11 protein-coding genes are annotated in these 14,031 nt (G+C 70.0%); 10 read left to right on the forward strand and 1 reads right to left on the reverse strand.

Annotated features, from left to right (window positions below):
- Window positions 1–115: 115 nt before the first annotated feature.
- From OID54_RS34585 to OID54_RS34630, 10 genes are all read left to right on the forward strand, one after another.
- Window positions 116–1,486: an aspartate aminotransferase family protein gene (locus OID54_RS34585; protein WP_329026098.1), complete on the forward strand. Its 1,371-nt coding sequence runs from the start codon at window positions 116–118 to the stop codon at window positions 1,484–1,486.
- A 4-nt stretch (window positions 1,487–1,490) separates the two neighbouring features.
- Complete coding sequence (locus tag OID54_RS34590; protein WP_329026100.1) at window positions 1,491–2,516, forward strand: ABC transporter permease; 1,026 nt, start codon at window positions 1,491–1,493, stop codon at window positions 2,514–2,516.
- A complete protein-coding gene (locus tag OID54_RS34595; RefSeq protein ID WP_329026102.1) occupies window positions 2,513–3,355 on the forward strand; it encodes an ABC transporter permease in 843 nt (280 codons plus the stop codon). Before OID54_RS34590 ends, OID54_RS34595 begins: the two co-directional genes overlap by 4 nt.
- The gene (locus tag OID54_RS34600; protein WP_329026103.1) at window positions 3,352–5,058 is read left to right on the forward strand and encodes an ABC transporter ATP-binding protein; all 1,707 of its coding nucleotides are present in this window, start codon (window positions 3,352–3,354) and stop codon (window positions 5,056–5,058) included. The genes OID54_RS34595 and OID54_RS34600 overlap by 4 nt, the downstream gene beginning before the upstream one ends.
- Window positions 5,055–6,650 (forward strand): ABC transporter substrate-binding protein, encoded by a 1,596-nt coding sequence (locus OID54_RS34605; protein WP_329026106.1) that lies wholly within the window; start codon window positions 5,055–5,057, stop codon window positions 6,648–6,650. Before OID54_RS34600 ends, OID54_RS34605 begins: the two co-directional genes overlap by 4 nt.
- A gap of 112 nt (window positions 6,651–6,762) precedes the next feature.
- A complete protein-coding gene (locus tag OID54_RS34610) occupies window positions 6,763–8,127 on the forward strand; it encodes an LLM class flavin-dependent oxidoreductase (protein ID WP_329026108.1) in 1,365 nt (454 codons plus the stop codon).
- Window positions 8,128–8,269: 142 nt separating this feature from the next.
- On the forward strand, window positions 8,270–8,965 hold the full coding sequence (locus OID54_RS34615) for a hypothetical protein (protein WP_329026110.1): 696 nt from the start codon (window positions 8,270–8,272) through the stop codon (window positions 8,963–8,965).
- A 5-nt stretch (window positions 8,966–8,970) separates the two neighbouring features.
- Window positions 8,971–10,173 (forward strand): 3-deoxy-7-phosphoheptulonate synthase, encoded by a 1,203-nt coding sequence (locus OID54_RS34620; protein ID WP_329026112.1) that lies wholly within the window; start codon window positions 8,971–8,973, stop codon window positions 10,171–10,173.
- A 31-nt stretch (window positions 10,174–10,204) separates the two neighbouring features.
- Window positions 10,205–11,335: an AMP-binding protein gene (locus OID54_RS34625; RefSeq protein WP_329026114.1), complete on the forward strand. Its 1,131-nt coding sequence runs from the start codon at window positions 10,205–10,207 to the stop codon at window positions 11,333–11,335.
- On the forward strand, window positions 11,335–12,735 hold the full coding sequence (locus OID54_RS34630; protein WP_329026115.1) for an aldehyde dehydrogenase family protein: 1,401 nt from the start codon (window positions 11,335–11,337) through the stop codon (window positions 12,733–12,735). The genes OID54_RS34625 and OID54_RS34630 overlap by 1 nt, the downstream gene beginning before the upstream one ends.
- Before the next feature lie 210 nt (window positions 12,736–12,945).
- Here the strand turns inward: OID54_RS34630 and OID54_RS34635 are convergent, their stop codons facing one another.
- Window positions 12,946–14,028, reverse strand: a complete 1,083-nt coding sequence (locus OID54_RS34635) for an LLM class flavin-dependent oxidoreductase (RefSeq protein ID WP_329026117.1) — start codon at window positions 14,026–14,028, stop codon at window positions 12,946–12,948.
- Window positions 14,029–14,031: the final 3 nt, after the last annotated feature.

Here is a 14,031-nt window from a genome sequence, read left to right on the forward strand (position 1 = left end):
GCGGCGCCCCGCGCCCGCGCCGTCTCCGCCCGCACCTGTGCCCCCGCGGACTCGGGAGCATCCCGTACCCACCGCTGTCCGTCCCGCCATCGAACTACCCCCCTGGGAGTGCGACTTGTCCACCTCTGATGTCCAACAGCAGACCCGTGACCACCTCTGGTTGCACTTCACCAACCATGCGAAGTTGTCCGCCGGCGGTGAAGTCCCCGTCATCACCCGTGCGGAGGGCGCCTACCTCTGGGACGACAAGGGACGCCGCATCCTGGACGGCCTATCCGGACTGTTCGCCGTGAACGTCGGGCACGGCCGACCGGAGTTGGCGGAAGCAGCCGCCAAACAGATTCGTGAACTCGACTACTTCCCCATCTGGAACGCCGTCCACCCGCGTGCCGCGGAACTCGCCGAGGCCCTCGCGGAACGCGCCCCCGGCGATCTGAACCGGGTCTTCTTCACCAACAGCGGCAGCGAAAGCGTCGAGACCGCCTGGAAGCTGGTCAAGCAGTACTTCAAGGCCATCGGCCAGCCCGGTCGTCACAAGGTGATCAGCCGGACCATCGCCTACCACGGAACCACGCACGGCGCCCTCTCCATCACCGCGCTGCCGGGTCTGCGCGCACCGTTCGAGCCACTGGTACCCAGTGGCCACAAGGTGCCGACCACCGACATCTACCGGGGCCCCGAGCATCTGCGTGACGACGAAGAGGCGTTCGGCCGCTGGGCGGCGGACCGGATCGCCGAGGCGATCGAGTTCGAGGGCCCGGAGACCGTGGCCGCGATATTCCTCGAACCGGTGCAGAACTCGGGAGCGGCGATCCCGCCGCCCCCGGGATACTTCGAGCGGGTCCGGGAGATAGCCGACAGGTACGGGGTCATCCTCGTCGCCGATGAAGTCATCACCGCCTTCGGACGCATCGGCGACTTCTTCGCGATCAATCGCTACGGGATCACCCCCGACATCATCACCGGGGCCAAGGGCATCACCTCCGGATACATTCCGGCCGGGGCGACGATCGTCAGCGACCGCCTGTTCGAGCCGTTCACGAAGACGGAGAACACCTTCGTGCACGGCCTCACCTTCGGCGGTCACCCGGTCGCGGCCGCGGTCGGCCTGGAGAACATCGCGATCTTCGAGCGCGAGAAGCTCAACGAGAACGTCCGCGCCAACGAGGACCTTTTCCGCTCCACCCTGGAGAAGCTCCGCGATCTGCCGATCGTCGGCGACGTCCGCGGCGCCGGGTACTTCTGGGGCGTCGTGCTCGTGAAGGACCAGCACACCAGGGAGCCGTTCACCCCCAAGGAGCGCCGCCGCCTCCTGGACGAGCTGTTGGGTCCGGCGCTCAGCGAGGCCGGATTGCACGCCCGCCTGGACGAGCGGGGGGACCCGGCGATCCTCCTGGCACCGCCGGCCATCATCGGCGCACCGGAGTTCGCGTTCATCGAGCAGGTACTGCGCACCGTTCTCACCGACGCGTGGGCGAGGTTCTGACAGCATGACGCGAACCCCGCACCCGGTCCGAGACCGGGTCCTCCCACCGAAACGGCCGGCCGCGAGCCGATCGACCGCCGTGTACGCCCTGCGCCGCTGCGGCTACTTCGCCGTCGTGGTCTTCTCGGTGTACACGCTGTCGTTCTTCCTTCTCTACGCCCTGCCGAGTGACCCGGTCGCCCTGATGCTGGAGCGCCGGTCCGGGGGTGCGGGGGGAGCCACGGCCGAACAGACCGAGGCTTTGCGTGCACAGTACGGACTCGATCAGTCGCTGCTGGTCCGGTACGTGGAAACACTCGGGCAACTCCTCGCCGGGGATCCGGGCACCTCCTTCCAATCGGGCCGGCCGGTACCGGAGATCCTGGCCGCGGTCGCCCCGAACACGCTCGCCCTGGCCGGCGGTGCGCTCGTCATCGCAGTTCCGCTCTCCGTAGCCCTGGCGCTGGCGACCTCCTGGCGGCGCGACAGCGTCCTCCACCGGGTCCTGGTGAACGTGCCCGCACTGATCGCCGCGGTCCCCGCCTTCTGGCTCGGGCTGCTGCTGCTCCAACTGTTCTCGTTCACCCTGGGCTGGGTGCCGTCGGCGGGCGGGACCGGTCTGTCCGGACTGGTGCTGCCCGCCGTCGCGCTCGCCCTGCCGGTGTCGGCATCGCTGACGGCCGTACTCGTCCGGAGCCTGGACGACGTCCAGCAGGCCGCCTTCGTCGGACTCCTCAGGGCCCGAGGGCTCCCCTGGTCACGCGTCTACCTCGCGCACGTGGCACGCAACGCGCTGCTGCCCTTCATGACGCTGGCCGGACTGACCGTCGGGGGAGTGCTGGTCGGCACGGTGATCACCGAGACGGTCTTCGCACGGGCCGGGCTCGGACGACTCCTCGCCTCGTCCGTCGAGACCCAGGACGCGCCCGTGATCCTGGCCATCGCCGTACTCGCGGCCGTGCTCTTCGCCGCGGTGAACCTCATCGTCGACCTGCTGTATCCCGTCCTCGACCCGAGGATGCGGCACCGGGGCGGGGGAGCGCGCGCATGACCACGACGACCGTCCCACCCACCCGATCCCGATCCCGGACCCGGGCCTCCATCCCCCTGCTCTCACTGACCGTACTCGGGCTCGTCGGAGCCGCCGCGCTGTTACCGGCGGTCGTAGCTCCCCGGGACCCGTACGCCCAGGACGTCTCAGAGCGGCTGCGCCCGCCGTCAGCCGAGCATTTCTTCGGCACCGATGAACTAGGCCGTGACCTGTTCAGCCGAGTCATCCACGGAACCCAGGCGAGCCTGTCGATCGCCCTGCTCGCGCTGGCGTTCGCGTTCGGCCTCAGCGTCCTCATCGGTCTGACGGCCGGCTACTTCGGCGGCACCACCGACCGCGTGCTGATGGCAGGCATCGATGTACTCCTCGCCCTGCCCTCGCTGTTGATCTCGCTGCTGATCGTCTCCGGCCTCGGCACCGGCCCGGTCAACCTCGCCGTCGCGGTGGGCGTCGCCTCGGTGCCCACCCTGGCCAGGGTCACCCGCGCCGAAGTGCTGCGAGTCAGCGCCCAGACGTTCGTCGAAGCGGCGAACGGATACGGACTCGCCCGCCACCGCATCCTCAGACGCCATGTCCTGCCCCACGCCCGGGGCCCGATCACCGCACTGGCCGCACTGGAGTTGGCCACCATGGTCCTGTCGGTCTCCGCCCTCAGCTTCCTGGGATACGGCACCCAGCCCCCCGACCCTGAGTGGGGCAACCTCATCGCTGCCGGACGGGACTACTTCGCGACCTCCTGGTGGCTGACCACGCTGCCCGGGGCCGTACTCGCAGGTGTCGTGCTCGCACTGCACCGGGTCGGACGCGCGCTCGGCGCCTCGGAAGCGGGGCTGGTATGACCGCCACCATCGACACGGCGATCGACCCGGGCGCCCTGCTCCGGCTCGAAGGACTCCGGGTGGCCTACCCCGGGCACCGCGGGCGCGAAGGAACGGTCGCCGTCGACGGTCTGTCCGTCACCGTGCCCGCGGGCCGGGCGGTCGCCATCGTCGGGGAGTCCGGCTCCGGCAAGTCCACCACCCTGCACGCACTGCTGGGCCTCACCCCGCACTCCGCGGACGTCAGCTTCGAGCGGCTGGAGTTCGGGGACGGGACCGACGGTCTCCGTCGCATCGATGATCCCCGCGCGCTGCGCGGCCGTTCGGTCGGTCTGGTACCCCAGGACCCGGTCCGGTCGCTGGACCCCCTGATGCGGATCGGGGCACAGTTCGCCGAGTTGCACCGGCACTTCCTGGGCCTCACCGATGCGAAGGAGAGCAGGGACCGTACGGTCGACGCCCTCGAATCCGTCGGTGTCGACCGACCCGAACTGCGGTTGCGGCAATACCCGCACGAACTGTCCGGCGGCCAACGGCAGCGGATCCTCATCGCCCTCGCACTCGTCGGCGAGCCGCGTCTGCTGCTCGCCGACGAACCGACCTCCAACCTGGACACCACCGTCCAGCGGCGGGTACTGGACCTGTTCGACGAGGTACGAGCCGCCCGCGGCCTGTCCGTCCTGCTCGTCACCCACGACATCGCCGTGGCCGGCGAGCGCGCCGACCATCTCATGGTGATGCGCGCGGGCCGGGTGGTCGAGTCCGGGCCGACCCGGGAGGTCCTCGACGCTCCGCAGGATCCCTACACACGGCAACTTCTCACCTCCCTGCCGAGCCGGCTGCCCGCCCGCCCGCTGTTCCGGGCCGCGTCCCCGCCGCGGGTGGTGCTCGCATCGCACGGTCTGGTCAAGTCCTTCGGGGGCGGCAGGGGCCAGGAGCGGATCGACGCCGTACGGGATGTCAGCCTCACCTTGCACCGGGGGCAGACGGTCGCCGTCGTCGGGGAATCAGGGGCCGGGAAGTCCACCCTGCTGCGCCTGCTCACCGGACTGGAGCGCCCGGACGCGGGGACCGTACTCCTGGACGGCGAGGAGCTGCGCCCCGGCCGCCGGGCCCGAGCAGCCTTCGCCCGGCGCGTACAACTCGTGTACCAGAACCCGGCGCGCAGCCTGAACCCTTCGTACCCCGTCGGGCGGGCCATCGCGGAGCCGTTGGAGGCGCACCGCATCGGCGGGGCCAGGTCCCGTGCCGAGCGCGTCCGGGACCTGCTGGAACAGGTCGAACTCCCGGCCGAGCTGGCCGAACGCCGCTCGTCCCAGCTCTCCGGCGGACAGTTGCAGCGGGTGGCGATCGCTCGCGCGCTCGCCCTCGACCCGGATGTGATCGTGCTGGACGAGCCGGTCTCTGCGCTCGATCAGGCCGTCCAGTTCGCCCTGCTGAAGCTCCTCGGCGCCCTACAGGAACGACTCGGAGTCGCGTATCTGCTCGTCTCCCACGACCTCGGTGTGGTGCGGGCCATGGCCGACGAAGTGATCGTCATGCATCGCGGCCGGGTCGAGGAGCACGCCCCCACCAGATCCGTCTTCGAAGCCCCCACCAGCCCCCACACCCGTGCCCTGCTGGATGCGGTCCCCGCCCTCCACCTGCAAGCCCCCCTCGGCCCCCTTGTACCCCCCGCCCATTTCACCCCTCTCTCAACGTCAGACGGGAAGAACCAATCATGACCCGCGCGCCACTGACGCGCTTGTTCGCCGCCTCCGGAGCTGCCGCGCTCCTGCTGACCGGCTGCACGAGCGGAGTCGAAACCTCGGACACCACCCATCTGCGTGTCGCCTACGGCTGGTATCCGACCTGCTTCGACTACGCCCAGTCCAATCCGTTCGCGCTCTTCGGCAGACAGGTTCTGGACACCCTGCTCAGCCACAACCCGGACACCGGCAAGCTGGAACCGTATCTGGCCCAGTCCTGGAAGAACCTGGACGGCGGGCGGGCCTACGAGTTCACCCTCCGCGACGGAGTGACGTTCAGCAACGGCGAGAAACTGACCGCGCAGGTCGTCGCCGACAACTTCCAGACCCTGTGGAAGCACGCCGGGCAGGGAGTCTCGCCGACCCCCGGCGCCTACCTCCGCGGCTACGACAACGCCAAGGCCATCGACGGGCGGACGGTACGGGTCGAGTTCACCCAACCCAACGCCGGCTTCCTCCAGGCCAACACCGAGGGCCAGTTCGGCATCATCGCCCCCGCGTCCCTCACGAAATCCCCGAAGGAGCGCTGCGCCGAGGGAACGATCGGCTCGGGACCGTTCGTCCTCAAGGAGGCCGTCCAGGACGAGCGGGTCGAGTACACCAAGCGGGAGGGGTACGACTGGGCCCCCGCCGCCTTCGGGCGCAAGGGCGCCGCCGCGCTCGACCGGGTGACGATCCAGATCGTGCCCGAGGAGAGCGTCCGCGCGGCCGGTGTCGTGTCGGGCGAGTACGACATCGCCTACTCGATGACCGAGAAGGGACTCTCCCAGGCCGGGAAGCAGGACGGTGTCGAGACCGTCCTCGCCGCCGACCGCAGCGTGGTGAACACCTTCGTCGTCAACACCGCCGACCCCGTCCTCACCGACCCCGCCGTACGGCAGGCGATCCAACACGGCATCGACCGCAAGGAGTTCGTCGACACCTTCTACGGCAAGGGGGTCGAACCCGCCACCGATGTGGTCTCCCGCGGTCACCCCAACTACCGGGACCGCACCGCCCTGCTCGCCCACGACCCGGAGCGCAGCCGCGCCATCCTGGATCGGGCCGGCTGGGCGAAGGGCGCCGACGGCATCCGGGCCAAGGGCGGCAAGAAGCTACGGCTGGCGCTGACCTACTCGAACTCGGACATCGGCGCCGCGGCCTCAGGCTGGGAGTACGTGAAGAACGGCCTCGCCGAAATCGGTGTCGCCCTCGACCTGAAGCCGGTGTCCGACGCGGCCCAGGCCGACCTGCGCAAATCCGGGAAGTGGCAGCTCGCGGTCTACCAGGGGGCGAGCCGTGGCGACGCCGATGGGATCGCCGCGTTCTACCACACCGAGCTCGCACCGTGGGACGGCCAGGCCCCCCGACCCGAGGTCGACCGGCTCCTCGCCCAGCAGGCGGCGACCGTCGATCCGGTGAAGCGGAACTCCCTCGTACAGACCGCTGTGACCACGATCCTCCAACAGGGCCACGGAATACCACTGTTCGACTCCGCACAGGTGCTGCTGACGCGCACCTCGGTGCGTGAGTTGACCTTCCCGGTCAACTCATGGGAGCCGATCCTCCACCGCGTCGAGAAGAAGTGACGCCCGCACCCGCCAAGCCCCGGCGACAGCGGGTGCGCCATCCCGAAGCGCCGCACGCCGCCGGCGCCCACCCCCGCCGCGAGCGGCGTGGCCAGACCACCGAGAGGAAACGATGACCACCTCGTCCCCCACCGACACCCTGGTGGCCGGCGCCGGACGGCGGGCCGGCGGCACGCCGGTCTCGCTGCTCAACGCGCAGTACCTGCCCACCAGCCGGGACTGGCGGACGGCGGCTGGCCGCACCGACACCCCGTTCGAGGTGGACACCTTCGTCCGGGCGGCCCAGCAGGCCGAGGCCGCCGGTTTTGACGCGCTGTTCCAGGCCGACTTCTCCGGTGTGAACCGCGCCGGGCTGCGCGCCGGACCGCCGCTGACCGTCTTCGAACCGTTCCAGGCCGCCGCCATCATCGCCGGCGCCACCTCGCGGATCGCGGTCATGCCGACCGTGTCGACGCTCCACACCCATCCGTCGTCGTTCGCCCGTTCGCTGGCCAGCCTGGACCGGATATCGGCCGGGCGGGCCTGGGTCAATGTGGTGTCCTCCTTCCGGCCGGGTACGGCGATCGGCATCCGGCGCGAGGTGCCGCGCGACCGACGGCACGCCCAGACCGAGGAGTTCATTCAGGTCGCCAGGGCACTCTGGGCGAGCTGGCCGCCTGCGGCGAACACCCCGGACCCGGCGACGGATCGTTACGTACGCGAGGACCTGATCACGGACGTCGATCACCACGGCGAGTTCTACGAGCAGTCCGGACCCATCGACATGGCCCCCTACTCGGCGGGGTTCCCCTTCACCCTGCAGGCCACGTCATCGCTGGCCGGGCTGCGCCTGGCGGCCCGGACCGCCGACGGGGTCTTCGCCGGCACGGCCACCTTGGGCGCGGCGCGGGAGTTGCGCCGCATCCTGCGCAAGGAGGTGCAGCGGGCCGGTCGGTCCGCCGACAGTGTGGCCCTGCTCCCGGGCAGTTACATCCATGTCGTCGGCACCCGCGACGAGGCCGAACGGCTGTCCCGCTCGCGCTACCGGGGCATCCACGCCCTCGGCGGACAACGGGCCGTGGGCGAACTGCGCACCCGCTACCCAGGGTTGCGCCTGGACGGTGTGAGCCCTGCTGACAGGCTCCCGGCCGATGTGCTCCCGGAGGATCCGGACGCGGTGTTCGCGGCTTTCGGCTCGCGCTATCTGCCGCTGTGGGACCTGGCCCGGACCCCCGGACGGACCGTGGCGCAGTTCGCTGCGGAGGTGCTCGTCCTCAGCGAGCACGCCAGCTTCATCGGCACCCCCGAGCAGATCGGGGATGAACTGCGCCGGTGGTACGACGACGACGGGGTCGACGGATTCCAGACGATCCTCGGCAACGACTTCGAGGCGCTCTGTGAACGCGTCATCCCCCGCTTCCGCGGCGACGACGCACGCGGCGCACACGGGGGAGCACACCCCCGCCCGGTGAATCGCCCGTCCCACCGGACCGCCTGAGGCGATCCCCCCCCACGTTTCCACCAGACAGCTGCATCTCCCCTTCGGGGTGCGGGCCGCATCCGTCGCCGCGCGCTGACCCACCCCGTACGGAACACCCCTCAGCAGAGCAGGTCTCACGGAGCAGGAGAGGCAACCACGCATGACCGAACAACAGCGGGCGCCGGCCTCCGGCACTCCCACCCCCACCGTCATCCCCTCCGACACCACGCGCCGCACCGCACTGTGGAGGCGCCGTCTCTTCGAAGCCGAGGCTGGCCTGACCCGGTTCCTGGTCGAGGCGCGAGCCGGTGTGCACATGCAGGAACTCCTCCTGGTCAAGCAGGCCATCTTCGAGTCGCTGCCGGACGGAGAGGAGGAGAACGACTGGAAGGCGGCGTTCTTCCGCGGGCAGGCACTGATGGAGAAGTTCGTCGTGGCGCACTTCGGCCTCGATGACCTCGCCGCCTGGGCCGAGTCCAACAGCACGATCTACGCGGCCGTCGATCCGGGTCCCAAGCACGACGCCGCCGTCCCCCTGGAGCGGCTCAACGCCCAGGCCGACCTCTACGACTCCGACACCGAGTGGGTCGAGCACGGCGCCGATCGCTCGGTCCTGCGCATACGGCACTGCGCCATCTGGGACTACCGGGAACTCGCCCGCGACCGCGGAGTCACCATCACCCTCCGATCCCCTTGCGAGTACTGCGTCCCCGCCACCACCGGAATGATCACCAACAAGGGTCTCAGCGCCACGCACGAGTTGACCGAGGACCAGAACGGCAAGGGATGCGTCTGGACCACCTCGCGCAATGTCTCCCGGCCCGCCGATGGCCACCGCGCCGTTTCCGAAGGATAGCCACCATGACCGGACACACCGCACCGACCGGAGTCGACTCGAACGCGCTGGCGGAGGAGGACCGGGACCGCTTCAGCGGACTTCCCGCCCGCCAGCAGCCCGACTGGCCCGACCGTGAAGTGCTGCGCAAAACCCTGGACGCGCTTCCACCGCAGGATCTCGTGAGCCGGGCGTCGGTGGCCGAACTGAGGCGCGAACTGGCGAACCTCGACGCCGGTGGTGGACTGATCCTGCAACTCGGCGACTGCGTCGAGAACATCGAGACCGATGTGAACGCGAGCACCCGCAACATGATCGCGTTCCTGACACACTTCCGGTCACACCTGCGCACCCGTACCGGCCGGCACGTCGTCGGCGTCGGGCGGCTCGCGGGCCAGTACGCCAAGCCGCGCTCGGCGGACCACGAGATCGTCAACGGGGTGAGCCTGCCCAGCTTCCGCGGTCCCATCGTCAACTCGCACCAGCCGACTCCGCAGGCGCGCCGGCCGTCACCGGACCGTGTCGCGCTGGCCCACGCCGCCGCGCAGACGTCCTACGCCGCGATAGCCGACTACCACCGCGCCACCGCGAACCTCGACCCGATCTGGACGAGCCACGAGATGCTCCTCCTCGACTACGAACTCCGGTATCTGCGCCGGAGCGAGGGCGACGGTCACCATCTCGCGACCGCCCACTGGCCGTGGATCGGAGCGCGCACCCGGCAACTCGACGGGGCGCACATCGCCGTCGCGGCCACCCTCTCGAACCCGGTCAGCGTGAAGATCGGGCCGGACACCGCCCCGGAGGAGGCGGCGGAGTTGGCAGCCGTCCTCAACCCGCGCGACGAACCCGGCAAGCTCACCTTCATCGCCCGGCTGGGCCACCGCAACACGGACCGGCTGGGGCCCATCGTGCGGAGTGTGCACCGACGGGTCGAGCACGTGCACTGGATCAGCGACCCGATGCACGGCAACACCGTCCAGGGCGTCCACGGCTTCAAGACCCGGCACGTCGAGCACATCATCACCGAGCTGACACAGTTTCAGGAGATCGTCGTTGCCCATGGTCGGCGTCCCGCCGGGCTGCATCTGGAGGCGACGCCCGAGGACGTGCACGAGTGCACCGAGAACTCCCACGAGCCTCAGGACCCGGCCCGCTACCGGACGCTGCTGGACCCCCGTCTGAACCCCGAGCAGACAGCGCGCGTCCTGAGCCACTGGTCCGTGTGATCCGACGCAAGCCCCTCGATGTGGAGCACTGATGACACGTTCACTCCTCGAACTCGAAGAACTTGAAGAACGCGCAGACCTCGACGCACTGGCAGACCTCGACGAACCCGCAGTCACCGCGCCCATCGACCCGGACGAGTATCTGCAGGCCGCCCTGCGCTGGCACTTCTCGGAAGACACCGGGTCCCGGCTGTGGCTGGAGCTCGCGGGCAAGCTGGACTTCGATCCCCTCTCCGACATCCGTTCCTACGACGACCTCGCCCGGTTCCCCGATATCGCCGAGCACCTGAGGGACAGACCGGTCGAGGACCTCATACCGAGGGGACTGGCCCATGAACCGCCCCCGTCGGTATTCGAGACCGGTGGGACGACCGGCGCGCCCAAACGCCTCCTCTACACCGATCGCTGGATCAAACGGGCCCTCCGCTGGAAGACGGCCGAGCTACGGGCGGCCGGGTTCCCCGCCGGTGCACCGTGGCTGGTGGCGATGCCCTCGGGACCGCACGCCTTCGGGCACACCACCCGTCTCCAGGCCAAGGCCCTGGGCTCCGTCCTCCACACCGTCGACATCGACCCGCGCTGGGTGAAGAGGCAGATCCTGTCGGGCGGCAGCCCCGACGCTTACCTCACCCATCTGACCGACCAACTCGGTCACATCATCCGCACCCAGAACATCGCGGCCATCACCATCACCCCGCCGATCTTCTCCGAACTGCTGCTGGACGACGAGCTGACCGAACGGCTCCGGCACCGTCTCACCTACCTGGCCTTCGCCGGCGCACACCTCGACGACGACACGCGCGACGTCATCGCCGAGATCTTCCCCGACACCGTCATCCAGAACCTCTACGGCAGCACCATGGTCCTGACCACGGCCCGGGTGCGCCCCGGCACCGATGCCTCGGCCACCGTCTACGACGGCTACTCGCCCTTCGTCGTCTTCACCGTCGTCGACCCCGAGACCCGCAGGCCCGTTGCGTACGGCGAACGGGGACAGGTACGCATGACCCACATCAGCAGCGGGGTGTTCATCCCCAACAATGTCGAGCGGGACTCGGTCATCCGCCTGCCCGCTCCCGAAGGGGCCGTCGGCGACTCCTTGGGCTCGCCCCGGCCGCTCGCCGCGTTCGACGGGGAGCCGGTCATCGAGGGGGTGTACTGATGACACAGACCCCTCTTGGCATCGCCGAAGACGACGAACTCCTGTCGCTGCCGCTGCTGACCCACCGCGGCGAACACACCACCCGGGCACGCGAGATCCTGTACGGAGTCGACGGGCGCCCGCTCGCCTCCCTCTCGCTCGCACCCGACCTGCTCATCTCACAGACCCTTCAAGCCCAGGCACGGGCCGAACCGCTGCCCACCGAGGAGCGGGCGGAGCGGCTGGCGGAGGCATCGCGGCGCTTCCTGGACGACGAGCTGGGCGGGCTCTCCTTCGAAGAACACCTCGGGTACGTCAACCGGGCTTCCGGGCACAATGCGCGGCTCACCGAGGAGCTCAGCCGGGCCGTCGCGGCGGCCATCGCCCAGGCACCGGCACGGGCCGACCGGGCCCGGCCGAACGGCTCGGTCCGCTCCTGGCAGGAGGCCGCCGACGGAGCCGGAAGCGGAGTCTGGACACGGCGCGGCGAGACCGTCGCGGCCGTGCTCTCGGGCAACGCGCCCACCATCCAGAACGGCTGGCTCCAGGCCCTCGCCCTCGGGTACCGCGTCGCTGTGCGGCCCTCCCGCCGCGAACCGTTCACCGCCCGCCGGGTGATCCTGGCGCTGCGAGCGGCAGGCTTCCCCGACAGCAGTGCCGTATATCTGCCCACGACGCACGGGGGAGTGCCGACCCTGCTGCGCCGCGCCGATCTCGGGTTCGTCTACGGCGGGGCCGATGTCGCGGCCCGGTACGGCTCCACTTCGACGATCAAGGTCGGTGGCCCGGGCCGGTCCAAGACCCTGGTGACCCGGGAGCACCTCACGCCCGCCGTCCTCGACGCCGTCGCGGACTCGGTCGCTGCGCTGTCCGGCGCGGCGTGCGTGAACACGACGGCCGTACTCGTCGAGGGCGACCATCGAAGGTTCGCCCGCGAACTCGCCGATGTGCTCCGCGGTCGGGCCGGCGAGCGGCAGACCACCGGGCAGCACCTCGGACCCCGGGTGACCAGGGAGTCGGCGGACGAACTGCTCGGCCAGCTGGAGCGGAGCGCGTCCCACGCCCTCGCCGAGATACCGCTCAAGGAGGTGGCGACTCCACATCCGGATGGCGGTGTGGTGCTCGGCCCTGCGGTCTTCGCGGTCGATGACCCCCGGGACCGGCTCCTCGGCACCGAACTGCCCTTCCCCTGTGTCTTCGTCGCGCCCTGGACGGCGGCGGACGGGGTCGGTCCGCTGCGCAACTCCCTGGTGGTCAATGCGATCACCGGGGACGCGGAACTGGTCGGCGCGCTGCTGCGGGCGCCGAGTGTGGGGAACGTCCACGTCAACGTGCCCACCGTGCACAGCGACGGGAACCTTCCGCACGAGGACTACATCGGCGACTTCCTGATGCGGAACAAGGCGGTCGTGTCCGTCTGACGGTGAGGGCTCGGCCTCCGTCGGGTGGCTGCGGCACCGGACGCGTCCTCGCCCCACCGCAACGCGCGGTGGGGCGAGAACGGCCAACGGGTGTCTGCCGGCGGAGCCCGGAGCACAGCGTCAGGTGGCGTGGGGCGGAGCAGTGCCGCGACATGGTCCCGGGTCGACTCGTCGGTGGTGCCCGCACCCGGTTCCGGCCGGGTCGGCTCCCTACGCCCGCTGCTTCCGCTGGGCGCCCAGTGCCGGAAGAACCGTTTCCGCTACCCGGTACGCCTCCTCCAGCAGCGGGTTGCCCGACAGGATGAAGGTGTCGACGCCGAGGGACTCGTACTCCGCGAGTCGCTCCACCACCTGAGCGGTGGAGCCCACGACCGCCGTACCGGGCCCCGGTCGGAACAGACTCATGCCCGGCCAGATGTTGCGGTGCTCCTCCAGATCGCGGGCTCTGGCGGGGATCCGGCCGCCGTGCCGGAACTGCCGCTGCCAGCCGACGCCGTCCTCCGTCGCCTTCACCCCGAGTTGGCGGGCGTAGGTGGCCTCGCTGGTGACGTCCAGCAGACGGTCGGCCGCAGCCCACGCCGCGTCCTCGGTGTCCCGGACGATCAGATGGACCCGCAGTCCGATGCGCAGTTCCCGCCCGTACGCGGCGGCCCGTGCGCGTACCCGGTCGAGCTTTTCTTTCAACAGGTGCGGCGGCTCGGCCCAGGTGAGGTAGACGTCCACGTGTTCGGCGGCCATCTCGATTCCGGCGGGGGAGGACCCGCCGAACCACAAGGGGATGTGTGGTTCCTGGACGGGGGTGAGTTCGCGCAGCCCCGCGCCCGCGTCCCGCAGATCGTAGTAGCGGCCCTGGTGGTCGAACACCTCACCCGCGGTCAGTCGTTTCACGATCGACCAGTACTCGGCGCTGAGCGCGTACCGTTCATCGTGCTCGACGTGCAGGCCGTACTCCCGTAGGGAAGTGGTGGAGCCGTTGACGACGTTGAACCGTAGCCGCCCGCCGAACAGGGTGTCGAACGTCAGCGCCATCTTGGCGAGCAGGGTCGGTGCGATCAGTCCGGGATGGACGGCCAACAGTGGCTTGAATCCGGGCCCTGTCGACGCGGCGAGGGCGCTGCCCAGCGTCCAGACGTCGTGCAGGTCGGTGGCGAGCAGCGCACCGCTGTACCCGAGGCGCTCCACGGTACCCGCGAGTTGTTGGAGGTAGCCCAGGTCCACGGGGCGACGGCCCTCGGGTTCCCAGGGGTAGGAGCCTTCGCGGGGGATGATGTACCAGAGGAATTCGGAGGCCATCGC

Source organism: Streptomyces sp. NBC_00690, from assembly GCF_036226685.1.
Lineage (GTDB): Bacteria > Actinomycetota > Actinomycetes > Streptomycetales > Streptomycetaceae > Streptomyces.